The 24,791-nt window shown below is 73.2% G+C and carries 20 protein-coding genes; 12 read left to right on the top strand and 8 right to left on the bottom strand.

Annotated elements, in window-relative coordinates; genetic code table 11:
* The first annotated feature begins 13 nt into the window (after positions 1–13).
* The gene (locus GXP74_RS25640; RefSeq protein WP_182453596.1) at positions 14–562 is read left to right on the top strand and encodes a GNAT family N-acetyltransferase; all 549 of its coding nucleotides are present in this window, start codon (positions 14–16) and stop codon (positions 560–562) included.
* A gap of 65 nt (positions 563–627) precedes the next feature.
* On the top strand, positions 628–1,353 hold the full coding sequence (locus tag GXP74_RS25645) for a hypothetical protein (RefSeq protein WP_182453597.1): 726 nt from the start codon (positions 628–630) through the stop codon (positions 1,351–1,353).
* A gap of 144 nt (positions 1,354–1,497) precedes the next feature.
* Here the strand turns inward: GXP74_RS25645 and GXP74_RS25650 are convergent, their stop codons facing one another.
* Together GXP74_RS25650 and GXP74_RS25655 are read right to left on the bottom strand one after the other, a co-directional pair.
* A complete protein-coding gene (locus tag GXP74_RS25650; RefSeq protein WP_182453598.1) occupies positions 1,498–2,208 on the bottom strand; it encodes a DUF4241 domain-containing protein in 711 nt (236 codons plus the stop codon).
* Between the two features lie 102 nt (positions 2,209–2,310).
* A complete protein-coding gene (locus GXP74_RS25655) occupies positions 2,311–2,919 on the bottom strand; it encodes a DUF4291 domain-containing protein (protein ID WP_182453599.1) in 609 nt (202 codons plus the stop codon).
* Positions 2,920–3,051: 132 nt separating this feature from the next.
* Between GXP74_RS25655 and GXP74_RS25660 the strand changes: the two genes are divergently transcribed.
* From GXP74_RS25660 to GXP74_RS25670, 3 genes are all read left to right on the top strand, one after another.
* Positions 3,052–3,294, top strand: coding sequence for a hypothetical protein (locus tag GXP74_RS25660; RefSeq protein ID WP_182453600.1), 243 nt, complete (start codon positions 3,052–3,054; stop codon positions 3,292–3,294).
* A 284-nt stretch (positions 3,295–3,578) separates the two neighbouring features.
* A complete protein-coding gene (locus GXP74_RS25665) occupies positions 3,579–5,252 on the top strand; it encodes a glycosyltransferase family 2 protein (protein ID WP_182453601.1) in 1,674 nt (557 codons plus the stop codon).
* 100 nt (positions 5,253–5,352) lie between these two features.
* Entirely contained in the window at positions 5,353–8,316 is a 2,964-nt protein-coding gene (locus GXP74_RS25670) for an acyltransferase family protein (RefSeq protein ID WP_182453602.1), read from the top strand.
* A 62-nt stretch (positions 8,317–8,378) separates the two neighbouring features.
* Here the strand turns inward: GXP74_RS25670 and GXP74_RS25675 are convergent, their stop codons facing one another.
* Positions 8,379–10,757, bottom strand: a complete 2,379-nt coding sequence (locus GXP74_RS25675; protein ID WP_225448181.1) for a ricin-type beta-trefoil lectin domain protein — start codon at positions 10,755–10,757, stop codon at positions 8,379–8,381.
* 254 nt (positions 10,758–11,011) lie between these two features.
* Here GXP74_RS25675 and GXP74_RS25680 point away from each other — a divergent pair, with 254 nt between their 5' ends.
* Positions 11,012–13,006 carry an FAD-dependent oxidoreductase gene (locus GXP74_RS25680; protein ID WP_182453604.1) on the top strand — a complete coding sequence of 665 codons (1,995 nt, stop codon included), beginning with the start codon at positions 11,012–11,014 and terminating at the stop codon, positions 13,004–13,006.
* A 68-nt stretch (positions 13,007–13,074) separates the two neighbouring features.
* A complete protein-coding gene (locus GXP74_RS25685; protein WP_182453605.1) occupies positions 13,075–13,632 on the top strand; it encodes a PadR family transcriptional regulator in 558 nt (185 codons plus the stop codon).
* Here GXP74_RS25685 and GXP74_RS25690 read toward each other — a convergent pair.
* Positions 13,619–14,212, bottom strand: coding sequence for a TetR/AcrR family transcriptional regulator (locus GXP74_RS25690; protein WP_182453606.1), 594 nt, complete (start codon positions 14,210–14,212; stop codon positions 13,619–13,621). The two genes, GXP74_RS25685 and GXP74_RS25690, sit on opposite strands and share 14 nt — an antisense overlap.
* A gap of 166 nt (positions 14,213–14,378) precedes the next feature.
* Between GXP74_RS25690 and GXP74_RS25695 the strand changes: the two genes are divergently transcribed.
* Positions 14,379–15,263, top strand: coding sequence for an NAD(P)-dependent oxidoreductase (locus GXP74_RS25695; RefSeq protein ID WP_182456635.1), 885 nt, complete (start codon positions 14,379–14,381; stop codon positions 15,261–15,263).
* Between the two features lie 496 nt (positions 15,264–15,759).
* On the opposite strand, the gene GXP74_RS25700 is transcribed toward GXP74_RS25695, so the two are convergent.
* Positions 15,760–16,860, bottom strand: coding sequence for a DUF5954 family protein (locus tag GXP74_RS25700; RefSeq protein ID WP_182453607.1), 1,101 nt, complete (start codon positions 16,858–16,860; stop codon positions 15,760–15,762).
* A 121-nt stretch (positions 16,861–16,981) separates the two neighbouring features.
* Positions 16,982–17,530 (bottom strand): hypothetical protein, encoded by a 549-nt coding sequence (locus GXP74_RS25705; RefSeq protein WP_182453608.1) that lies wholly within the window; start codon positions 17,528–17,530, stop codon positions 16,982–16,984.
* Positions 17,531–17,805: 275 nt separating this feature from the next.
* Here GXP74_RS25705 and GXP74_RS25710 point away from each other — a divergent pair, with 275 nt between their 5' ends.
* The 4 genes from GXP74_RS25710 (at position 17,806) to GXP74_RS25725 (ending at position 21,240) form a co-directional block, all read left to right on the top strand.
* Entirely contained in the window at positions 17,806–18,576 is a 771-nt protein-coding gene (locus tag GXP74_RS25710) for a hypothetical protein (RefSeq protein WP_182453609.1), read from the top strand.
* 101 nt (positions 18,577–18,677) lie between these two features.
* Complete coding sequence (locus tag GXP74_RS25715) at positions 18,678–19,919, top strand: sensor histidine kinase (RefSeq protein WP_182453610.1); 1,242 nt, start codon at positions 18,678–18,680, stop codon at positions 19,917–19,919.
* Positions 19,916–20,602 (top strand): response regulator transcription factor, encoded by a 687-nt coding sequence (locus tag GXP74_RS25720; RefSeq protein ID WP_182453611.1) that lies wholly within the window; start codon positions 19,916–19,918, stop codon positions 20,600–20,602. Before GXP74_RS25715 ends, GXP74_RS25720 begins: the two co-directional genes overlap by 4 nt.
* An 11-nt stretch (positions 20,603–20,613) precedes the next feature.
* Positions 20,614–21,240 carry a hypothetical protein gene (locus GXP74_RS25725; protein WP_225448183.1) on the top strand — a complete coding sequence of 209 codons (627 nt, stop codon included), beginning with the start codon at positions 20,614–20,616 and terminating at the stop codon, positions 21,238–21,240.
* A 12-nt stretch (positions 21,241–21,252) separates the two neighbouring features.
* Here the strand turns inward: GXP74_RS25725 and GXP74_RS25730 are convergent, their stop codons facing one another.
* Positions 21,253–23,472: an MMPL family transporter gene (locus GXP74_RS25730; RefSeq protein ID WP_182453613.1), complete on the bottom strand. Its 2,220-nt coding sequence runs from the start codon at positions 23,470–23,472 to the stop codon at positions 21,253–21,255.
* A 205-nt stretch (positions 23,473–23,677) separates the two neighbouring features.
* Positions 23,678–24,700, bottom strand: coding sequence for a LacI family DNA-binding transcriptional regulator (locus tag GXP74_RS25735; protein WP_225448184.1), 1,023 nt, complete (start codon positions 24,698–24,700; stop codon positions 23,678–23,680).
* Between the last annotated feature and the right edge of the window lie 91 nt (positions 24,701–24,791).

Consider the following 24,791-nt stretch of genomic DNA (forward strand, 5'->3'; position numbering starts at 1 on the left):
GCAGGATGGCGGCATGAGAGATCACCTGCTGACCGGGTCCGGCTTGCTGCTCCGCCCCTGGCTGGAGGCGGACGCGGGCGCGGTGCTGGACGCGTTCGGGCCGCCGGAGATGGCCCGACAGTCCGGCCGGGCCATCCGGGAGCGGGCGGACGCCCTGCTCTGGGTGCGGGAGCGCCAGGCCGACCGGGCCGCCGGGACCGGCTACGCCTGGGCGGTCGTGGACGACGCCGACGGGACCCTGCTCGGCTGCGCGGCGGTGACCTCGGTGGACCGGCGGCACGACACCGGCTGGGTGTCGTACTGGACGGTAGCGGCCGCCCGGGGCCGGGGCGTGGCGACCGCGAGCGCGCGGACGGTCGCCGACTGGGCCTTCCAGGACCTCGGACTGTTCCGGCTGGAGCTGGGGCACCGGACCAACAATCCGGCCTCCTGCCGGGTGGCGACCGGGGCCGGGTTCGCGGTCGAGGGCCTGGAGCGCTCCAAGCTGCGCTACGGCGCCAACCGCTACGACGTGGAACTGCATGCCCGCCTCGCCGACGACGCCCCCGGTGACCCCGGGTGACGCCCCGGAGCCGGGGCGTCACGCTCACCCCCGGCTTGTCGGTCCGGCGTGCCATGCTGGGGCACGTGAGTGAGAAACGACGTGGTGACCAGCACACCGACGGCTACGCGGTGCCGCTCGGGCGCCCCTACCTGCTCGCCGAGTTCCGCACCAAGCTCGCGGCCGTCAACTCCGGCCTCAGCGGGCTGTACAGCGATTCGCACCCGGCCGAGTTCGACGCGACCAGCGACGCGGTGTACCTGCTGTTCCACATCGCCCGCAACCTGGCCCCGGCCCGCACCTACACCGGCTGCGAGCGGCACCCCAACGGCGCGATCGACCCCGAGCCGCCGCAGGGCTGGACCCGCTGCCTGCTGTGCAACGAAGCCCGCCGACTGGGCACCAACCCGGCCAACATCCCGCCGGTCGCCCGCACCAGCTCGCTCGGCTTCCCGGTGCCCGAGGGGCCCTACAGTTTCGAGCAGTTGAGCCAACTGCTGCGTCGGGTCAACGAACTGGCCTTCGAGCTGTCACTGCGCTCGGAGGACGCCGACTTCGCCCGCTTCGCCGACGCCACGCACCAGGCCTTCATCGTCGCCCGCGAACTGGCCCGTCCCAGGAACACCTCCGGCTGCGACATCCACCCCGGCGCGCCGACCGACCCGACCGCCGACAACGCCTGCCTCTTCTGCGTCGCCGCCCGGCGCCGCCGCCAGGACGAGCAGAACAACACCCCGGTCATGATCAGCCGCCCGCGCCGCAGCCCGGTCCCGCGCCGCCCCCGGCACTTCCCCCCGGCCCCGCCGACGTAGCCGGTCGCGCCGACGTAGCCGGTCGCGCCGACGTAGCCGGTCGCGCCGACGTAGCCGGTCGCGCCGCGCCGCTGGGCTCACCGAACGGGGGCGCCGGGCCCGGCGGCGCCCCCGCCGGGTTGCGCCGCTCGGGACGCCCGGCCCTCAGGAGTGGTCGCTGCGGTCGTCCGGTATCACGAAGAACTCCGTGACCAGGCAGGCCACCTCGCCGCTGGCGGTGCGGCCGATCCAGGTCGGGTAGACGCCGTCGCCCCAGCCGGACGAGAAGGCGACCAGGTTGTGCCCGCTCTCCGGGGCGGTGAGGGTGACCACCCCGGCGGACCACTCCACCGCCTCGAACGCGGCCATCAGCGTCTCGGTGTCGCTCTCGAAGTCGCCCAGCGGCTCGACCGCCTCCGCGTCCACGAAGCAGCCCGTCCCGGCGTCGACGCCGTAGCCGTAGAACTCGTCCTCACCCAGCGCGCCGAGGTCCTGCTCCGGCACGACCGCCTGCTCCCAGACGGCGACCGGCTGGTCCGAGATCACCAGCCGGGCGGCGGCGACCCGCCGGTGCGGCTGCTCGGGCTCGGGCTCGTGGTCCAGTTCACGGTCGGACTCCGACTCCGGGTCCTCCGGCGCGGTGATCTCCAGCATCGAGGCGGTGACCTGGTAGCGGCCGGGCGGGACGGTCACCGTGAACGGGTCGCCGCCGTAGGCGCCGAGGCCGGTGAACGGGTCGCAGGCGACGATCCGCCCGCTGGGCAGGGACAGCTCCACCGGAGGGGTGACCAGGACCGTGCCGAGTTGACCGCTGGGGAAGGCGAATTGCTCACCGGCGGTGAACATGCGGGCGACATCGGGCGCGGCGAACGACATGAGGCAGTCCTCGGCAGTGTGGGTGGGATCGACCGAAGACTATCGGCGACCACCGTCAACCGCGCCAGGCGGCCCGCCCGCAGGTTTCCCCGGTCCGCCCGGTCAGCCCTCCGCCGTGGCGCCCAGCCGGGCCGCCAGCGTGCTCGGCAGCGGGTAGGAACGCTCCGCCGGGAGCAGCCCGGCGGCGTCCGGGTCGCCCCGGCGGGCCAGGTCGCGGATGCGGTGGGCCTGCTCGGTGACGTCGGTCAGGGAGACCGTCCAGGAGTCGAGGTACTGGTCCACCGCGGGGCCGCTCAGGCCGAGTTGCAGTGAGCGCCAGGGCAGTGGCCGCAGCCGCAGGTCGCGCTCGGGGTCCCACTGGAACCGCACCGGGCTGTGGTGCAGGTCCTGGCGCCACTGCTCGCGGGTGGCGTGCAGGGCCGGGGTGTAGCTGGACGCGGTGGCCAGGCCGAGCGCCGCCTCGAAGCCCTCCCGGGTCAGCTCGACGGCCAGCACCCGCTCCTGGCCGGGGGCGGTGGCCCAGGCGCTGCGGTACATCATCCACAGGAACGAGGGCTTGATCCAGGTCATCCGCTGCCGCTTGAACCCGGCGCCGAGGCGTTGCCCGGCGACCGCCGGTCCGGCGATCGCCGGGTCGAAGGCCTGGTAGACGGTGACGGTGTGCTCGGTGTGGGCGGCACGGATCTGATGGTTCGGGGCATTTGTCGACACATCTGCGATGATCGCCGCTCCGCCGGGCCCGGCGCCACGGAATTGAGCGGGACATCTCCGCGTCCGGCCCCCGCCGCCCCACGTGTCAGGAATTCTTGACAGGATGATCGATTGTCAGGATAACCTGACGACATGACAGACGAAGAGATCCCGACCGCGCTGGCCGGGCAGGTCACCAGCAAGGACCCGGCCATCGGCCTGCAGGCCATCGTCGCCCTCCGCCGCCTGATGGAGGAGCTGGAGCGGCTGCATGTCGACAGTGCCCGCGACCAGGAGTGGACCTGGCAGCGGATCGCCAACGAGCTACAGGTCAGCAGGCAGTCCGTGCACGAGAAGCACGCCCCCCGACGGAAGGCCACCGGCAAGGAGAAATGACGTGTTCGACCGCGGCCCGGGCGTCCACCGGGCCGCGCCCGGTCCGCGACCGGCCGCCTGGCTGCCCGACAGATATTCGTGCACATATCCCGGAGCACCGGAAGGCGTTCATCCCGCCCGGGAAATGACCATTCTGACGGCCACTCACGTCCGTCGCGCCGAGCGGTCCGGCGGGGGGCAATTCCGAACCTGTTAACGTCCGGTACCCGGAACCGACGCATGTGGTCTAGACCATACGGCTATGATGTCCACCAAGGCTGACGCACCACCAGCTTGGGGGATACATGACCGCAGCACCATCGCCGACGCCGTCGGCAGCACACCTGCCCCAGCCGCCCGACGACCGCGAACTGTACTGGTACTTCGGGCCGCAGCGGCGCTGGGTCCTGATCTGCGCCTCGTTCGCGTTCGTACTCACCGCCGCCAGCATGCTGGCCTTCTCGCTCCGAACCCCCGCCCTGTGGGGATTTCTGGGCGTGCTCCTGCTCAATCTCGTGGCCTTCGCGCTCTCCTGCGTCAACAGCCTGCGCGGCCGCAGGCTCACCCGCCGGTCGCACGAGGTACTGCTGCGCGCCTGGCAGCCGCCCGACCCGCCGAGCGTCGACCTGTTCCTGCCCACCTGCGGCGAACCGCTGGACGTGCTGGACAACGCCTACCGGGCCGTGGCGACCCTGGAATGGCCGGGGGAACTGGCCGTCTGGGTGCTCGACGACGGCGACCGGCCCGAGGTGGCCGCGCTCGCCGAACAGCACGGCTACCGCTACGTGGTCCGCCCCGACCGGGGCCGACTGAAGAAGGCGGGCAACCTCAACCACGCGCTGACGCTCAGTCAGGGCGACTATGTCGCCATCCTGGACGCCGACTTCGCACCCCGGCACGACTTCCTGCTGCACCTCGCGCCCTACTTCGCGGACCCGGCCGTCGGCATCGTGCAGAGCCCGCAGTGCTTCGACACCGACGCCACGATGAACTGGATCGAGCGCGCCGCCGGATCCGCCCAGGAGTGGTTCTTCCGCTGGATCCAGCCCTCCCGCGACGCCAGCGACGCCGCGATCTGCTGCGGCAGCAACGCGCTGTACCGGCGATCCGCGCTGGACCTGGTCGGCGGCGTCGCCGAGTTGGAGCACAGCGAGGACATGTACACCGGGCTCGCGCTGTACGAGCGGGGCTACCGCACCCTGTACGTCCCGGTGCTGCTCGCCAAGGGCACCTCGCCGGACAGCCTGGGCGCGTTCGTCAACCAGCAGTACCGCTGGGCGATGGGCAACCTGCACCTGACCCGCAGCCGCGACCTGTCCCGGATCGGCGCGACCTGGCGGATGCGGCTCTGCTTCTACGAGGGCGTCGTCGGCTACCTGTCGATGTTCGTCAACACGGTCACCGCGCCGCTGCCGCCGCTGGTGATGATGTTCGGCTATCCGCAGCTGGTCCGCCCGCTGGACGTGCTGCCGCTGCTCGCGCCGCTGTGGCTCTGGCAGGTGCTGCTGCCCCGGGTCAGCCGCACCCGCTGGCGGATGGAGGTGATCCGCGCCAACACGCTGATGAGCATGTCCGCCGGAGCCGCGCTGCTGGACACCCTGCGCGGGCGCACCGCCGCCTGGGTACCCACCGGCGCCGGACGCGGCGGCAGACTCGCCCGGCGGGTCCTGCTGGCCTCGGCCGGATGGCTGACGCTCTGCCTCGGCGCGGCCGTCGTCGGCCTGGCGCTGACCGTGGCCCGGGTCGGCTGGCAGCCCGCCTGGGGGCTCGGCCTGTACGTCCTGGTCCAGGGCCAGATCGGGCTGCCACTGCTGCGCGACCTGGCACGCGAACTGCGCCCGCGCCCCCGGGCGACGGCCGCGAGCGGCGCCCGGCCGCTGGTGCAGCCCCGGCGCTGGCCGGAGGCCCTGGCCATCACCTCGGTGCTGGCCCTGGTCGCCCTGTTCGCCTCCGGCTGGGTCACCCCCATGCTCCCGTAGCCGGTCCGCCGAACCCCGTACCGTCCCGTCCCGTCCTGACCCGTCCTGACCCGAGAAGCTCCAGAACCACCGCACCATGCGCTGAAAGGCCATCACACACATGTCGTCCCTTGCCGATCCGGCCACAAGCCGGAAGGCGGACGCGCCCCCCACGGCGGACCCCCGCCGCGCATTCCGTCCCGATATCGAGGGCCTGCGGGCTCTCGCCGTCCTCGTCGTCCTCGCCTTCCACGCCGACATCCCCGGGTTCACCGGCGGATACGTGGGGGTGGACGTCTTCTTCGTGATCTCCGGCTACCTGATCACCGGGCTGCTGCTGCGTGAGGCCCTGGCCACCGGCCGGGTCCGGCTCGCCGAGTTCTACTCCCGCCGCGCCCGTCGCCTGCTCCCCTCCGCCGGACTGGTCCTGGCCGCCGTCAGCCTCGCCGCACTGGTCCTGATCGGGCCACTGAGCCGGACCGACGTCTACCACGACATCCTCGCCGCCGCCCTCTCCGTCTCCAACTGGCGCTTCATCAGCGAGCAGACCAACTACCTGGCGGCGGGGCGCGATCCGAGCCCGCTGCTGCACTTCTGGTCGCTGGCCGTGGAGGAGCAGTTCTACCTGCTCTGGGCGCCGCTGTTCGCCCTGCTGGCCTGGCTGTTCCGGCGCGGCGGCGCGGAGCGGACCCCCGCCCGGCGCCACCGCCGCAACCGCCGACTGCGCGGCACGCTGGCCGTACTGGTCGCCGTCACCACCGCCGTCTCGCTGCTGCTCTGCCTGCGCTGGAGCCAGGACTCGGTGTCGCTGGCCTACCTGGGCACCCCCTCCCGGGCCTGGCAGTTCGGCGTCGGAGCGCTGCTGGCGCTGCTGCCGACCGGGCTGCGCCTCCCGGCCGCGCTGCGCCGCTGCTGCGGCTGGGCCGGGCTGGCCGCGATCCTGCTGGCCACCGTCTGGTACACGGCGGCCACCCCCTACCCCGGGTCGGCCGCGCTGCTGCCGACCCTCGGGGCCGCGGCGGTGCTCGCGGCCGGGCTGCCCGGCCCCGGTGACGACGGCCAACTGTCCTACAGCGCCGCCAGGTTGCTCGGCACCCGGGCGCCGCGCGCGCTCGGCCGGCTCTCCTACAACCTGTACCTGTGGCACTGGCCGGTGCTGGTCCTCGCCGACGACTGGACCGGCAGAACACTGCCCTGGCCAGTGAAGGCCGCGCTGGTACTGGCGTCCGCGCTCCCGGCGGCGGCCACCCTGCGCTGGGTCGAACGTCCGCTGCGCCGCTCCCCCGTGGTCACCGAACTGCCCAGGCGCGGGCTGTCGTTGGGCCTCACCGCGATCGCCGTCCCGGTGGTCCTGGCGCTGGTCGCGGGCACCGGCACACTGCACACCCTGGGCTCGGCCGCGCCGGTCGCCAGCGCCGGGCTCCCGGCGGGCGCCGTCACCGGCGGCAGCCTGCTGGTCGGCGGCGCCAAGGCCGCCGGCAGCGGCCCGGTGATCCCCACCCCGATCCAGGCCCGCAACGACTACCCGCCGGACGGCGACTGCGAGGTCGCCCCGGCGGCGGTCAGCAGCCCGCCCTGCGAGTTCGGCGACCTCAGCAGCTCGCACCGGATCGTGCTGCTCGGCGACTCCCACGCCGGCCAGTGGTTCTCGGCGATGCTCGGCATCGCCGCCACCCGCCACTGGGGGCTGGAGGAGCTGGTGAAGCAGGGCTGCCCGCTGCCGCAACTATCAGTGGTAAATCCGCAGTTGGGACACACCTACACCGAGTGCGACAGCTGGCGGACGAACACCGTGGCCCGGCTGCGCAGCGAACCCAAGCCGGACCTGATCGTGATCGCCTCGCTCAACCGCTACACCGACAACCAGTCGCTGCTGCTCAACGCCTGGAACCGGACGCTGGCGCCGCTGCGCGCGCTGGGCGTGCCGATCGTCTACCTCACCGACACCCCGGTACCCGGCCTGGACGTCCCCGCCTGCGTCTCCGACCACCCCGGCGACCTGGGACTGTGCGCCGTGCCCCGGTCGCAGGCGCTGTGGCCGGACCCGCTGTCGGCCGCCATCGCCGCCGGGCGCGAGCCGGGCGTGCACCAGGTCAGCGTCAACGACGTGCTGTGCCCGGGCTCCGGCAGCGACTGCCCGGCGGTACTGGACCGGGTGCTGCTCTACCGGGACACCGCGCACCTGACCAACGCCGCGGTGGTCATCCTCACCGACCGGTTGCAGCAACTGCTGTCCGCGCAGGGGTTGTTGGGTGACGGCTGGACCACCCTGCTGGAGGACGGCTTCCAGGGCCCGGCGGGCAGTCGGCCGAACCCCGCCCTGTGGGAGTACGACACCGGGACCTGCTACCAGGGCTGCCCGGCACCGCACTGGGGCACCGGCGAGGTGGAGACCATGACCGACTCGACCGCCAACGTCCGCCTCGACGGGCACGGCGACCTGGAGATCGTGCCCACCCGCGGCGGCGGCCCGTCCGGGGCCTGGTCCTCGGGCCGGATCGAGAGCCGCGGCTCGTCCTTCGCGGCGCCGCCCGGCGGGATCCTGCGGATCTCGGCGACGATCGCCCTGCCCGACGTCAGCGGTCCCGCCGCCACCGGCTACTGGCCGGCGTTCTGGACGCTGGGGGCCGGGCTGCGCCCGAGCTTCAGCAGCTGGCCGGGCGTCGGCGAACTCGACGCCATGGAGAGCGTGGACGGCCGCCCCTCGGTGTTCGGCACCATGCACTGCGGGATCACCCCGGGTGGCCCCTGCGACGAGCCGACCGGCCTCGGCTCGGGTGAACACCCCTGCGCCGCCTGCGTTCAGGGGTTCCACACCTACACGGTGGAGGTCGACCGCTCGACCTCGCCCGAGCAGGTCCGCTGGTACCTCGACGGCACCCTCTACCACGAGGTGACCGCCGCCCAGATGGACGCGGCCACCTGGGACGACGCGGTGCACCACGGAGTGTTCCTGATCCTCGACGTGGCGGTCGGCGGCTCGTTCCCGGGCGTCTACGGCGGCGCGGTGCCCACCGGCGCCACCCAGCCGGGCCATCCGATGCTGGTCCGCAACGTCACCGTCTCCGCCAGAGCCGGGAACTGACGCGGCGTCCGGGGCCCGTCGCCATTCGGCGGCGGGCCCCGGACGCGTTCGCGCGGTCCGGCCTACCCGGCCGCGGGCGGCGTCCACTGCTGGTTGGACCCGCCGTTGCAGGTCCACAGGTCCAGCTGGGTGCCGTTGGTGATGTTGAACCCGGGGTCGTCCAGGCACTTGCCCGACACCGGGTTGTAGAGCATGCCGATCTGCTGCTGCCACTGCTGGTTGGCGCCGCCGTTGCAGTCCCACAGCTCGATCTCGGCGCCGTTGACCTTGCTGCCGCCGGTGATGTCCAGGCACTTGCCGTTGATCCGGACGGTGCCGTCGGTCTCCACCGTCCAGTTCTGCGCGCCGGTTCCGTTGCAGCCCCACATCTGCACCGGGGTACCGTCGGCGCTGGACCCGGTGTTGTCGTCCAGACAGGCGAGGCTGTCGTCCCCGGCGGTCACCGGACCGGTGACCGCGCTCGGCGTGCCGTTCTGAGTGACCGTCAGGTTGTCGAACTGGTCCGTCTGGTAGCCGCTGGTGCCGAGCCCGACCATGCCGGTGCGGTAGGTCCCGTCACTGGCGGAGCCCACGGTGACACCGTCGATCGCGGCGGTGACGGTGCTGCCCTGGAAGGACAGCGACAGGTGGTGCCAACTGCCGAGGCCCAGCGCCGACACCGTCCCGGCGGCCAGCGTGGTGAGCGTGTCACTGGTGTTGTTGCGCACGATCGACCAGGCTCCGGTGTTGCTGACCTGGAGGTAGTACGCGTCGATCCCGGCCGGACCGAAACTGTGCTGCCAGCCGACGCGGCCCAGCAGCTGGACCGCGCCCGCCTGTTGGATCAGCGCGTCGGCCGAGACCGTGTAGTCGCTCCAGCCGAGCCCGCCGCCGATGGTGTACGGGTTGGAGTTGCCGTCCCACTCGATCGGCTGCGTCGGGGCCTGCTGCGCCAGGCACTTGCCGGAGCGCCCGCCCGCGCAGGGCTCCACCTCGAACGCCCCCTGCTGCTGGCTCAGGTAGGGCGGCTGCTGGTCGGTGGTGTCGTTGTCGAAGGTGTCCGAGTAGGGCAGCGACAGCGTGCTCCCCGCCGGACCGGCCGCACTGCCCTTGCCCTGGCCGCTGGTGGTGGTCAGCGAGTAGACGTACCCGGGTTGCACGGTCAGCGTGTACGAGCCGTTGACCGGGGTGACGCTGGGCTGCTGGACGAAGTAGTCGGCCGGGTCGCTGGAGTCCAGGTCGGTCGCCCACACGTGCACCGTGCCGTCGGACAGGCCGCCGGACACGTTCAGGGTGACCGTCTGCGCGGCGGTCGCGGTGGTGGTCTCGATGACCGTCGAGTAGTCGGAGCCGTTCGTGGACTTCAGCGAGACGTAGCTGCCGTTGGACTCGCTGCCGCCCAGGTAGCCGGAGCCGGAGTCGAGGAACTGCCAGCCGGGGGCCGTGAACTGGGTGACCTGGGCGGTGGCCCAGGTGCTCGCGCCGACGCTGTAGCCGCCCGACCAGGGCTGGTCGGCCAGGACCAGGCCGTCGGTCTGGTACGGCAGGTTCGGGTAGACGGCGGCCACCACCGGCCAGTTGATGTACGCGGTCAGGCCCGCGTCGGTGTAGCCGCGGGTGATCGAGCGGATCAGCGCGGGCGCGCCCGCGTCGTCGTCCTGCGAGCCGTTCTCGCTGGCCCACAGCGGCTTGCCGGTACCGGTCGCGGTGGAGTTGCCGGTGCAGGTGTCGGCGCTGCCGCCGTCGCCGCCCGCGCACGGGTAGTGCACGCCGATGATGGAGACCGCGTTGGCGAAGGCCGAGTTGTCGGCGACGTCGGTGGCGATGCTCCAGTCACTGTCCGCGCCGACGATCTGCACCGATCCGTAGCCGTCGGCGTTGAGCGTGGACCGCAGCTGCTCGTACCAGGCGACGTTGTAGCCGCGTTCGTTCCAGCCGCCCAGGTAGTTGATGGACAGCCCGTGCGAGGCCGCGCAGCCGAGCCAGTCGACCAGGTAGTTGATCATGTCGGTGGACCAGAAGGTGCCGTTGCCGATCCAGCCGGGCGCACCCCAGGCCAGCCCGTACAGCTTGATGCCCGGGTTGAGCGCCTTGGCCTGCTCCATCAGCCACCACTCGTAGCCGGTGCCGCAGTCGACGGCCGAGGCGGTGTGCATGTGGCTCGACTCGGAACCGTCGGTGGAGTTGGTGTCGCCGCCGATCTCGACCTTCAGGATCTGCAGGTCGGCCCCGTAGCCGGGCTTGAACAGGTAGTCCAGGATCTGCTGCCGCTGGGCCGCCGGGTAGTCGGTGAGCAGCCGGGTGTTGCCCCCACCGCCGCTGATCGCACCGATGCCGTCGAACGTCCGGCCGCCGCTGCCGCCGTTGACGGCGATGGTGGTGGCGGTGGCGGCGCTGGCCGCCGGGGCGGACAGGCCGCCGACGAGCGCCGATCCCAGCAGCGCCAGCAGGACCAGCAGCACGAGCTGTCGTAATCTCCGTCGGTATCTCCGTCGGTGGATCCGGATCACAGTGGTGTCCCTTCCAGCGGGCGACTGGTGACTTTGGGTGGAAAGTGTTTGCATCTGTTTAGATTGACGCACCGTCAGCATGGTCAAGTCAAGAATCGCGCACCGCATCGCCTGCGCGAGTCGCGAATGCAACTTGTTGCAAAACCTGTCCACGCCGCCTACCGTGGGGCGACACCCCCTGCCGGAGGCTTGCCGAGGAGACCCGGATGACCGCCTACCCCCACCTGCTGCGTCCGCTGGACCTGGGCTTCACCAGCCTGCCCAACCGCGTGATCATGGGATCGATGCACGTGGGCCTGGAGGAGGCCGAGCACGGCTTCGAGCGGATGGCCGCCTTCTACGCCGAGCGCGCGCGGGGCGGGGTCGGGCTGATCGTCACCGGCGGGATCGCGCCGAACGAGGCGGGCCGCCCCTGGGCCGGGGGCGCGAAGCTGACCACCGCCGCCGAGGCCGCCGAGCACCGGACGATCACCGACGCGGTGCACCGCGAGGGCGGCCGGATCGCGGTCCAGCTGCTGCACTTCGGCCGCTACGCCTACCACGAGCGGTTGGTCGCCCCCAGCCCGCTCCAGGCCCCGATCAGCCGCTTCGTCCCGCACGAGCTGACCGCCGCCGAGGTCGAGCAGACCATCGAGGACTTCGCCGACGCCGCCGCCCTGGCCCAGTCGGCGGGCTACGACGGGGTGGAGGTCATGGGCTCCGAGGGCTACCTGATCAACGAGTTCATCGCCGCCGGAACCAACCACCGCGACGACGACTGGGGCGGCTCCTACCAGAACCGGATCCGCTTCCCGGTGGAGATCGTCCGCCGGGTGCGCGAGCGGGTCGGCGAGAGGTTCATCCTGATCTACCGCTTGTCGATGCTGGACCTGGTGCCCGGCGGCTCCACGCTGGACGAGGTGGTCGCCCTGGCCAAGGCGGTCGAGGCGGCGGGCGCGACCATCATCAACACCGGTATCGGCTGGCACGAGGCCCGGATCCCGACCATCGCCACCTCGGTCCCGCGCGGCGCCTTCGGCTGGGTGACCGAGAAGCTGCGGGGCGCGGTCTCGGTCCCGCTGGTCACCAGCAACCGGATCAACACCCCCGAGGTCGCCGAGGAGCTGCTGGCCCGCGGCGCCGCCGACCTGGTCTCGATGGCCAGGCCGTTCCTGGCCGACCCGGCCTTCGTGGCCAAGGCCCTGGAGGGCCGCCCGGAGGCGATCAACACCTGCATCGGCTGCAACCAGGCCTGCCTGGACCACACCTTTAGCGGCCGGATCACCTCCTGCCTGGTGAACCCGCGCGCCTGCCACGAGACCGAGCTGGTGCTCTCCCCCACCGTGCTGCGCAAGCGGGTGGCCGTGGTCGGCGCCGGACCGGCGGGCCTGGCCTGCGCCGTCTCCGCCGCCGAGCGCGGGCACGCGGTCACCCTGTTCGACGCCGCCGCCGAGATCGGCGGCCAGCTCAACGTCGCCCGCAAGGTGCCCGGCAAGCAGGAGTTCGATGAGACGCTGCGCTACTTCCGGCACCAACTGCGGTCCCACGGAGTCCAGTTGCGCCTGGGAAGCCTGGTCACCGCGGCGGATCTGACCGGCTTCGACGAGATCGTGGTCGCCACCGGCGTCACCCCGCGCACCCCGGAGCTGCCCGGTGTGGACCACCCCAGCGTCCTCGGCTACCTGGACGTGCTGCGCGACGGCGCGACGGTCGGCGAGCGGGTGGCCATCCTCGGGGCCGGCGGGATCGGCTTCGACGTCGCCGAGTTCCTCACCCACGGCGGTGACGACTTCTACGCGCGGTGGGGCATCGACCGCGCGTACGCCGGTCCCGGCGGTGTCACCGCGCCGCGCCGGGCGCCGGTGCCGCGGCAGGTGCACCTGCTCCAGCGCCGCGACGGCAAGGTCGGCGCCGGGCTGGGCAGGACCACCGGCTGGATCCACCGCACCGAGCTCAAGCAGCGCGGTGTCACCATGGTCGCCGGCGCGAGCTACCAGCGGATCGACGACGCCGGGCTGCACTTCACCCTCGGCGGCGAGCCGCAGCTGCTGGCGGTGGACACCGTCGTCCTGTGCACCGGGCAGGAACCGCGCCGCGACCTGTACCAGGAGCTGCTGGCCGCCGGGCTCAGCCCGCACCTGATCGGCGGCGCGCAGGAGGCCGCCGAACTGGACGCCAAGCGCGCCATCAAGCAGGGCACCGAGCTCGCCGCCGCACTCTGAGCCGGACGGCGCGGCGGCGCCCGCGATCAGCGCCGCCGAGCCGCGTCCGGCCGCCTAGGATCGGATCCATGTCGCTGCCGCACGCCATCCTCACCGCCCTGCTGGAAAAGCCCTCCTCGGGGCTGGAGCTGACGCGCCGGTTCGACAGGTCCATCCGCTACTTCTGGTCGGCCACCCACCAGCAGATCTACCGCGAACTGGGCAGGCTGGAGCAGCAGGGCCTGATCCGGGAGCTGCCGCAGCCGCCCTCCCAGGGCCAGCGCAAGGAGTACGAGGTGCTTCCGGCCGGGCGGGCGGAGCTGGGGGCCTGGGTGGCCCGGCGCGAGGACCCGAAGCCGCTGCGGGACGCGCTGCTGCTGCGGCTGCGGGCGGCGGCCCTGGTCGGCCGGCACGGGCTGGCCGCCGAGCTCGACCGGCACCGGGCGCTGCACCAGCAGACCCTGGACACCTATCTCGGCATCGAGCAGCGGGACTTCACCCCGGACCGGGACACCGAGGCGGACCGGCTCCAGCACCTGGTGCTGCGGGCCGGGATCAGCCTGGAGCGGAACTGGCTCGACTGGCTGGACGAGGCGCTGGCCGAACTGGCCCGGCCGCCCGCCGCCCAGCCCGCTACCCCGGTGTGACCGCGCCGTCCAGCAGCGGTCCGAGCTCGTGCACCACCGCCGTCAGCGCCCGCGCGTCCTGTTCCGCCCGGGCGATCAGCAGCGCCCCCTCCAGTGCGCTGATCATGACCGTGGCCAGCGGGTCGGCCCGGTGCGGTGGCACGCCCAGCCGGGTCAGCGCCCCGGCCAGTGACCCGTTCCAGCCGCCGAAGGCGGCGGCAGCGGCGGTCCGGGTGGACTCGGCGGAGTCGGCGCAGTCCACCGTGGCCGCCGCGACCGGGCAGCCCGAGCCGAAGCCCGCCGCCTGGAACTCGTCGGTCCACTGGCGCACCATGGCCGCGAAGAGCGCGCTCGGTGAGGGCTCCGGCAGCGCGTCCAGGTACCGGGCGACGCGCTCCCCGGCGTACCGGCCGGCCCAGTCCACGGCCTCGTTGACCAGCTGTTCCTTGCCCTGGGGGAAGTAGTACTGGAGCGATCCGCGGGGCGCCCGGGCGTGCGCGGCGACCTCGCGCATGCCGGTCGCGGTGACTCCGTCCCGCCGGATGAGCTGGGCCGCGCTGAACACCATGCGCTCGCGCGGGCCGCGCGCGGAACCCGCCATGACACCTCCCGAGGACCGCCGGGGCGGGTCCGGTTCCCGCTCCGCAGACCAGGCCAGCCTAGACGTCCCGGCGCCGGGCCCTCGACTATGACCAGCGTCATAGTCCGGGTTACTATGACCGTCGTCATAGTGCGTGCTGCCGACGCCTCGGAGGGCTGGCCGGATGGTGGATGTGGGATTCCTGGGGCTGGGCGTCATGGGGCAGCCGATGGCGCTGAACCTGGCCCGGGCCGGGACCCCGCTCGTGGTCTGGAACCGCACCCCCGCCCGGAGCGAGCCGCTGCGGGCGGCGGGCGCGCTGGTGGCGGCCGAACCGGCCGAGGTCTTCCGGCTGGCCGAGGTGGTGGTGCTGATGCTCGCCGACGGCGACGCCATGGACGCCGCCCTGGGCCGGGGCACACCCGACTTCGCCGCCAACGTCGCCGGACGCACCGTGGTGCACATGGGCACCACCGCGCCGGAGTACTCCCGCGCGCTGGCGGACGAGGTGCTGGCGGCGGGCGGCCGGTACGTCGAGGCGCCGGTCTCCGGATCGCGGGCACCGGCCGAGGCCGGGGAGCTGGTGGCGATGCTGGCCGGGGAGCCGTCGGCGGTGGACGCGGTGCGTCCGCTGCTCGCCCCGGTCTGCCGGGAGACCGTCGACTGCGGTCCGGTGCCGAACGCGCTGACGATGAAACTCGCGGTGAACCTGTACCTGATCACCATGGTCACCGGCCTCACCGAGGCCTTCCACTTCGCCGAGCGGCACGGGCTCGACCTGGAGCGGTTCACCGCCGTGCTCGACGCCGGACCGATGGCCAGCGGCGTCTCCCGGGTGAAGGCGCCCAAGCTGCTGACCGGCGACTTCACCGTCCAGGCCGGGGTGGTGGACGTGCTCAAGAACAACCGGCTGATCGCCGAGGCGGCGCGAGCGGCGGGACTGGCCTCCCCGCTGCTCGACGTCTGCCACGCGCTCTTCGGTGAGGCCGTGGCCCTGGGCCACGGCGGCGCCGACATGGTGGCCGTGCTGCACGCGATCGAGGCCAGGACCGACGGCGGGCCGCCCGGCTAGTGTCCTGCGCCAGGAATTCGTTCACGATATGAGGCGAGTCGTTCGAGGATCTCGTCGGTGGTTCTGGTCCAGGTGAACGGCCGTGGGTTCTCGTTCCAGGTCTTGGTCCAGTCCCCGATCGCGGTCGCCCGGGCGGGACCGCTGGAGGTCGCCCTGCTCCGGGCCCTGGGCGACGCCGGTACCGGCCACGGCGTCCGGGACCTCTACCTGCACGTCGGCCCCACCGCCGACGACGGCGGCCTGGACCCGGCGCTGTACCCGCGCGCCGGATGGACGCTGACCGCGCTGCGACGGCCCGGGGTGCGGCTGCGGGCCTGGCTCGGCGACGTGGTGGACTCCGAGGGGCCCACCGGCCTCGACCTGTCCCGGGCGCGCGGCCGGGTGCTCCCGGTCACCGTCCCGCAGGTGGACCCGCTGCCCCCGCGGCGGAGACGGTGGCCGCCGCGATCCGCGGCGGCCGGCTCGGTCCGTCAGGTGAGCCGCGGCCGAGGGGAGTTCACTCGCGCTGCCGCCGAAGGGCCTCGCGCCGGGCATCCTCCCGCTGGAACAGCGCGATCATGTCCCGCTCCGCCGGGCCGGGCTCACGCGGCGGCTGCTCCTGGTCGTGGTCGATGCCCTGCGCCTTCAGCTGCTGGTCGTGCACCATGACCGGCGGTTGCGGGTCGTGGTCGGAGCGGCGCGGGCCCTCCGGACCGTCCGGGCCGATCCGCATCAGCCGCTCGACCCGCACCAGCCGGAACCGCCGCTCACCCACCCGCAGTTCGACGCCGCGTTCGCGGTCCAGCCGGTCGGCGGCGCGCGCGTACCGCTCGCGCTCCCGGCCGCTGAGCTTCCTGACGATCGGGGCCACCACCCGCAGGTCCAGGGCCAGCACGTCCCGGGCGCCCTGCGGGCTGCTGGAGGCACCGGCCGACGGCGACCAGCGTCCCTGGAGCAGCTCGGCCATCATGAAGGTCGCGGGCAGCAGCACCCCGCCCGGATGACTGCGCACGGCCCGGCGGGAGTCGATCCACACCCGGTCCGGAACACTCCCCTCCTCCCAGACCATGCAGAGCAGTTCGTGCTTCAGGATCCCCTCGGACATGCCGGTGGCCGTGAACGGGTCCACCACGAATCCGTCGACCGGGTCGGGGAACCGGTGGCTCTCCCCCACCGGGGCCGGATCCGGGTCGGACGGACGCGGGGGCTCCGGGCCGGTGGGCCCGAGCCGGATGAACTGCTCCGCCCGCACCACCCGGTAGCGCGAGCCGCGGACGGTCATCTCGTTCAGCGGCTCCCAGTCCAGGCGCACGGCGGCGGCGGTGTACTCGTCGTGCGCCGCCTGGTCGCCCGCCTCCCGCGCCAGCCCGCGAAAGGTCGCGGCCAGGTCGTCCCGACACTCCTGCGGCGCACCGGCGCTGACGTTCCCCTGCAACTCCCAACCGCCCGCGTCGCGTTCGCGGGCCACCCCGAACACCGGTCGGCGGGCCCCGAGGATCTCCGGATAGGCCTCCCGGGCCCGCCACGCGTCCGCGTCCGCTCTGGCCGCCTCCGGCTCCGGCGGCGCGGTCATCCTGATCGTCCGGTACGCCGGGACGCTGTCACTCTGATCGGGCATGCCTCCCAGCATGCCGTCGGCCAATGATCCAGAACCGGCAAACCGTCGAGCAAACGGAGCGCGCCCCCGCCCGCACGCCGGGTGGCGCGACGGTGGCGGGGGCGAGGGCGTCCGGCGCGGGTCAGTGGCGGCCGGCGGAGACCGGCTGGTAGTCGGCCCGGTCGGCCGGGGCGAGGTGGGCGGCGCGCAGGGCCATGCCGGTGGTGCGGGTGAGCAGCATGGCCACGGCCATGAAGATCAGCGCGTCGGTGATGGCCGCGCCGGTGACCTGGTTGGTCACGCACCAGTGGTCCAGTTGGCTGGGGAACCAGTGGACGGAGCCGTAGGAGAAGGCCGCCCGGGCGCCGATGACCAGGGTCCACAGCAGGGCGTACGGACCGGTCGCGTGGCTGACCGGCTTGCCGGTGGCCGGGCTGCGGTGGACCCGCATCAGCGCGAGGGCGCCCAGTCCGCCGAGCAACCCGGCCGCGGCTCCGGCGAGTTCGAGCGACAGGCCGGTACCGTGGGTGACCGGGCTGTCGACGAACAGCGGGATCACCGCACCGGCCACGAGCAGCGGGCGCAGGATCCGCACCGGCCCGATCTTCCGGGCCCGGCCGAGGTCCCCGTGCAGGACCGCGACCAGCACCGCGCCGTTGACGATCATTGCCTGGGTGAGTTCGGACATCATGGCGTGCTCCCTGGTTCGGTTTCCCGTTGACGTCCTCAACTCTCTTCGGGTTCGACCGTGCCGGGATCGGTCCGTGGGTTGGCCCGCGGCATGAGCCGACGGGCCCGGTCTGGTACCGCCTGGTACCGGACCGGGCGGTTCTCCACCCGGCGGGTCAACCCGGGACTCGGCCCCGGGACCGAGGCGGTGGTACCGGGCTCGTCCGTAGCGTCCGGGTTGCCGGTGGACGCCGCCGGTGCACGGTCAGCGCAAGCAGCCAACCATCGGAGCGGGCCATGTCCGGACTGGAAATCCTCGCCGTCATCGGCATCCTCGGATTCATCATCTTCCAGCAGGTGCGCGGGCAGGCACTGCGCGGCAAGCGGGTGGTCCTGCTGCCGGTGATCCTCACCGTCATCGGCTTCACCGACCTGCACGGCACCGGGAAGCAGCACCTGGCGGCGGCCGACATCGTCTGCCTGGCCATCGGCGCGGCCGGATCGATCGCCGTCGGCCTCGCGTTCGGGGCGCTCACCCGGCTGGAGTCCCGGGACGGCGCGCTGTGGGCCCGGCTGCCGCTGCGCGGCCTGTGGCTGTGGGCGGCGCTGCTGGGCTGGCGGGTGCTGGTCATGGTGCTCGCCACCGGGATGCACGCCCAGGTGGCCGCCTCCAGCGCCACCCTGCTGTTCACCCTGGGCCTGAACCGGCTGGCGCAGGCCGCCGTGATCATGCCCAGGGCGATGGCGGCGGGGATCCCCTTCGCTCCGGAGAAGGACGGCCGGACCTTCCTGGCCGGTGCGTTCGAACAGGGCCGGTCGGGACGTCAGGACGCGCGCTGGGACGCGGACGCCCCGAGTGGGTACCCGGTCCGGCCCCGGATCGTGCGCCAGGAGGACTTCGCCGAGCAGCGGTGGGACAGCGGCCCCTGGGAGCGCGACGAGCCCGGCCACGACCACCGGGACCGGGACCGGGACCGGGACCGCGACCGCGACCGGCGGCGGGACCGCCGGGACGGCCGTCGCTCCGACCGGCGCGCGGACTCCTTCGACCGCCGGTACCGCCGGTGACCGCGCCGGACGCAGGCACCGCGCCGGGCTCGCCGAGTGCGGGCCCGGCGCGGGTGGTGCGCCCACGCTCCTGGTCGGCCCGCTCGGGCCATACTGATCACATGCTGACCACGGCCGTCTGGCTGACCCGCCCGGTGGGCTTCGCGGTGGTCGGCGCGGTGACCTTCCTGAACCCGCCGCGCGGACCGCACGCCCTGCTGGTGACGGTCGTCGGCTACTGCCTGCTGGGCGTGGGGCTCACCCTCTGGGGTCTGCTGGAGCTGTACCCGCCCGCCATGCGGCGCCGCGAGCGCGACCTGCCGCTGGTACTCGGCCTGGTCGCGGTGGTCGCCGGATTCGCCGCGGCGCCCGACGGCGGCGGCGAGTGCCTGGTGGCGTTCGCGGCGGTGGCGGTGATGTCGGCGGGCAGCGACCTCGGCCCGACCGCGGCGCTGGCGGTCGCCACGTCCGGGATCCTGGCGATCGAGATCGGCGGGGTGGTCTACAGCCAGGGCTTCGGCACGCTGCTGGGCTTCCCGCTGCTGCTGGTCCTGGGGCTGCTGATGGGCCGCAACCGCGGCGCCTACCGGGTCCAGGCCGAACAGTCCGCGGCCCTGCTGGCGCAGTACGAGCGGCTCCAGGCGGAGCAGCGCCGGGCGGACGTGCTGGACGAGCGGACCAGGATCGCCCGGGAGATCCACGACGTGCTCGCGCACTCGCTCGGCGCGCTGGGGATCCAGATCCAGGCGGCCCGCGCGGTGCTGGTCGACCAGGGCGACGTCGACCGGGCGGTGGAGGTGCTGGCCACCGCGCAACGGCTGGCCGCCGACGGCCTGGTCGAGACCCGCCGCGCGGTCCACGCGCTGCGGGTGGACACACTGCCGCTGGACGAGGAGCTCGCGCACGCGGTCGACATCCACGGGCGGCGCTACGGCGCGGCGGTCTCCTTCGCCACCGGCGGCGTTCCCCGGCAGCTGCCGCCGGACGCCACCGTCGCGCTGCTGCGCACCGCGCAGGAGGCGCTGATCAACGCCGCCAAGCACGCCGGGGGGCAGCGGATCGCGGTCCGGCTGGACTTCGGCGCGGACCAGGTCCGGCTCACCGTGGTCAACGACCTGGCCCCGGGCCGGGCGCACCGGCCCGCGAGCGCGAGCGGGGTCGACGGCGGATACGGTCTGACCGGGATGCACGAGCGGCTGCTGCTGATCGACGGCACCCTGACGGCGGGTCCGCGCGGCGACCGGTGGACCGTCACCGCCGAACTCCCGCTCGCCCCCGGACCGGCGGCCGGGTCCGCCGCTCACCGACCCCGATCACGATCCCGATCCCGATCCCGATCCCGACCGGACGAGGAGACCAGATGACGGCCGCTGCCGCCCCCGCACCGCTGCGCGTGGTGATCGCCGACGACCAGACCAGCGTCCGGGAGGGGCTGGTGCTGCTGCTCGGCGGTCTGCCGGACATAGACGTGGTCGGCGCCGCCGGGGACGGTCGGCAGGCGTTGGCGCTGGTGGCCGAGCTCCGGCCGGACGCGATCCTGCTCGACCTGCACATGCCGGTGCTGGACGGTATCGGCGCCACCCGCAGGCTGGCCGCGGAGCACCCGGAGGTGGCCGTGGTGGTGCTCACCACCTATGTCGACGACACGTCCGTGCTGGAGGCGCTGCGGGCCGGAGCGCGCAGCTACCTCACCAAGGACGCCGACCGCCTCGACATCGCCCGGGCGCTGCACGCCGCCGCCGGCGGGCTGGCCGTACTCGACCCCCGGGTGCAGGCGACGCTGCTGGCCGCGACGACGACCGCGACGGCACGCCCGGAGCCGTCCCAGCCGCCCGCGCGACTCCCCTTGCCGCCTGATGGACTGACGCACCGTGAGGTGGAGATCCTGGGCCTGATCGCCGTGGGGCTGACCAATCCGGAGATCGCCGGACGGCTGTTCCTGAGCAACCACACGATCAAGACCCACATCAACCGGATCTTCGCCAAGACCGGCTCCCGGGACCGGGCCGCCGCGATCGGCTACGCCCACCGCCACGGCATCGGCTGATCGGGGCTGTGATGATCCCTCAGGAGTACCGCGAGTTCTTCACCGCGGCGGCCGGGGCGAGCGGCGCCCTGATCGGCCTGCTGTTCGTGGCCATCACGGTCTCCCCGGAACGCGCGCGCCACGAGGAGACCCGGGTGCAGTTCCGGATCCGGGCCTCCGCCGCCCTGCTGGTGTTCTCGAACGCGCTGACGCTGTCGCTGGCGGCGCTGGTCCCGGACGTCAACCTCGGCTGGTGGTGCCTGGTCAGCAGCCTCGGCATGCTCGCCTTCGCCTTCGCCACCACCCGGTCGTGGTTCGAGGAGAACCGTCGCAGCCCGGGGGCCTGGCGCCCGCTCGGGCTGGTCACCGGCCTGCTGCTGATCGTCGGCTTCGAGGCCTGGGCAGGGGTCAGGCTGGTGCGCGACGAGTCCGACCTGGACGCGATCCGGGTGCTGGACTACGTCGTCATCACCGACCTGCTGATGGGGATCGCCCGCGCCTGGCAGTTGGCGAGCATGCGCGAGACCGGGTTGCTGACCTCGCTGCGGGTACTGGCCTCGGGCGAGGAGCCGGCCGCGCCCGGGGTACCGTCCGCCGCGCCCGCGCCCGAGGCGCCGCAGCCCCCGGCCGAGCCGCCGACCGACGGCACCCGGGACTGAACCGACGGTACGTCAGGATTCGTCCGGGGAAGCGCCGGTGGGGTGCGAGGCGGCCTTCCCGGCGCTGGAGAGCCGGTGTTGCAGGCGCCCGCCCTCGATGTCCGGGTCGGGTACGTACCGGGCGAACCACTGCGGGTGGTACCAGAGTTTGGCCCGGACGATCGCCATCACCGCCGGTACCAGGGTGAGTCGGACCACGAAGGCGTCCAGGAACACGCCGACCGCGAAGCTGAAGCCGATGGCCTTGACGATCGGGTCGTTGGTGAGCAGGAAGGCCACGAAGATCACGAACATGATCAGCGCGGCGGCGGTGACCACCCGCGCGGCCAGGCCGGTGCCGCGTTCCACCGCGCCGCGTGCCTCGCCGGTCCTGGTGAAGTCCTCCTTGATCCGGGACACCACGAAGACCTCGTAGTCACTGGAGAGGCCGAAGATGATGGCGAGTGTGAGGATCGGCAGGAAGCTGATGGTCTCGGTCGGGGTGATCCCGAACACGTGCTTGCCCCAACCCCATTGGAACATCGCCACCTCCGCGCCGAAGGCCGCCGCCACCGACAGCAGGAACCCGATGATGGACTTGATCGGCACCAGGATGGTCCGGAAGGCCAGCGTCAGCAGGATGAACGCCAGTCCCACGACGACCACCAGGAACACCGGCAGCGCCGAGGAGAGCTTGGTGGAGACGTCGATGTTGGACGCGGTGGTGCCGCCGACCAGGATCCGGATGCCCGAACTTCCCTCGATGGTGCTCCGGTTGTGTCGGATGAGGTTGACCAGGTCGGCGGTGGCCGGGTCGTTGGGGCCGGTGGTGGGGATCACCCGGACCACGGCGACGCCGTTGGCCGAGGCGAGCTGACTGGCCGACGCCACGCCGGTCAGTCCGCGCAGCGCCGAGGCGATCGGCACCACCTGGGCCGGTCTGCTGACCCCGTCGGCGACCACCAGCAGCGGGCCGTTGAAGCCGGGGCCGAACGCGTCGGTGGTCAGGTCGTACGCCCGGCGCTGGGTGTCCGAGGTGGGCTTGGCCGAGCCGCTGGGCAGCCCCAGCTGCATGCTGAGCGCCGGTACCGCCAGGACCAGCAGCAGCAGCACGCCGCCGACCAGCAGCGGGTGCCGCCGACGGACCACGAACCGGGCCCAGCGGGCGCCGAAGGTACGCGCGGGCTCGTTCGCGGCGATCTGCGCGACGTCCTCGTGGTGGCCGGGGCGCAGCGGGGTGTTGATGAACTTCGCGACCTTGCGCCCGGCGAAGCCCAGCATCGCGGGCAGCAGGGTGAGCGCGATCAGCAGCGCCACCAGCACGGCGGCCGCCGCCGCGAAGCCCATGACCGACAGGAACGGGATGCCGACCACGGCCAGTCCGCACAGCGCGATGATCACGGTGAGCGCGGCGAAGACCACCGAGCTGCCCGCGGTCCCGGCCGCCAGCGCCACCGACTCCTCGATCTCCATCCCGGTGAGCAGCTGGTTGCGGTGCCGGGCGAGGATGAACAGGCCGTAGTCGATGCCGCAGGACAGGCCCAGCATCAGCGCGACGGTGGTGGACGCGGAGGCGATGGTGACCACCGAGGCCAGCGCGGTGACGGCCATCAGGGTGATCACGATGCCGATGATCGCGGTGAGGATGGGCAGCCCGGCGGCGACCAGGGCGCCGAAGGTGATCAGCAGGATCACGAAGGCGACCACCAGGCCGATCAGCTCCGGCAGTTCGGAGGGGGCGGTCCGCCAGCCGGGGTAGGCGCTGCCCGAGTACTCGACCTCCACCCCGGCGTCCCGGGCCGGGACGACGGCGGCGCTCACCGCGTTCAGGGTGGCGTCGGTGACGTCGGTGGCCTGCGCGGTGTACTGCACCGAGCCGAGCGCGACCTGGCCGTTCGTCGAGACCCCGGCCGCCGTGAACGGGTCGGAGACGGTGGCGACGCCGGGGACGGTGCGCAGCCGGACGATGCTGGTCTCGATGCCCGCCCGGTAGCGCGGGTCGGTGACCTTGGCGGTGCCGTGGGTGGCGAACACCAGCTGGGTCTGCCCGCCGCCCAGCGCGGGCAGCTTCGCCTTCAGCAGGTCCGCCGCCTGCTGCGACTCGGTGCCGGGGACGGTGAAGGTGTTGTCGGTCTTGCCGCCGCTGGCCACCGCCAGCACGATCGCGACGACCGCCGCGAGCAGCCACAGGCCGAGCACCAGCCGACGGCGGCGGAACGCCCAGCGGGCGAGGGTGAACAGGTACGTGGACACGGTCTCTCCTGGCTACGCGGGCAGGACGCAAGCCGGTGACGGTAGGTGTACAGCTCGGCACCGTAAGCCCACTCTCCGCCGGACCGGGGGCCGCTGCCCCCGCGGGAGCGCCATTCGGGCGAGGGCGCGGGCAAGGGCGACGGCTCGGGCGCTGGCGCGGGCGCTGGCCCGGCCTCGCCGCTGGTACCGCGCTGGTACCGCGCCCTCAGCGTCCGGTCCGGGGGGCCGCCTCGCCGGAGCCGCGCGGGAGCAGCACGGTCGGCAGCTCGATCCGGCGGGGCGGTTCGCGGTCGCCGTCCATCCGGCGGAAGACCAGCTCGGCGGCGATCCGGCCGAGGCCCACCGGGTCCTGGGCGACCACGGTGAGTCCGGGGCTGAGCAGGTCGGCCAGCTCCAGGTCGTCGAAGCCGACCAGCGCGGGCGGGTGCGGCAGCCGGGGCAGCGCGCGCAGCACGGCGAGGGTGATCCGGTTGTTGCCGGTGAACAGCGCGGTGGCCGGGTCGGGCCCGCCGACCAGGCGGTCCAGGGCGGCGGCGACGGTGGCCTGGTCGGTCCGGCCGGTGGCGACCAGGCGCTGGTCGTACCGGAGTCCGGCGTCGGCCAGGGCCTCGCGGTAGCCGCGCAGCCGCTCGGCGCCGGTGTACAGCTGCGGCAGGTCGCCCAGGAAGCCGATCCGCCGGTGGCCGTGCCGGATCAGGTGCGCGGTGCCCGCGCGGGCGCCGCCCGCGTTGTCGGTGAGCACCGCGTCGGCCTCGATCCGACCGGCCGGGCGGTCGACGAAGACCACGGCGGTACCGGCGGCCAGCTCCGGCAGCAGGTAGCGGTGGTCGGTCCCGGTGGGCACGATCACCAGCCCGTCGACCCGGCGGGCGCAGAAGGCGAGCGCGAGCTCGCGCTCCCGCTGCGGCTCCGCCCCGCTGGAGCCGGTGAACAGCAGCGACTCCCGGCCCCGGGCGATCTCCTCGACCGCGCCGCCGAGCACGGAGGAGAACGGGTCGGCGATGTCCTCCAGCAGCAGTCCGAGGGTGGCGGTGCGGCCCTGGCGCAGCAGCCGGGCGCTGTCGTTGCGGCTGAAGCCGAGCGCGGCGATGGCCGCGCGGACCCGCTCGGCGGTCCCGGCGGCGACCCCGGGCTCGTCGTTGACCACCCGGGAGACGGTCTTCAGGCCCACCCCGGCCGCCGCCGCGACGTCGTTCATGGTCGGTCTGGCTCCGGGACGCGTGGTCATGGGGCGAGCATACGTGCCCGGAGGGCGTGGTAGACAACGTTGTCATAAGCGGTCAGACTCGTCCCGCCCGCGCGTGTCGCCGTGCCTCGCG

The sequence above is a fragment of the Streptacidiphilus sp. P02-A3a genome (genome assembly GCF_014084105.1).
In the GTDB taxonomy this organism is placed as follows: Bacteria; Actinomycetota; Actinomycetes; order Streptomycetales; family Streptomycetaceae; genus Streptacidiphilus.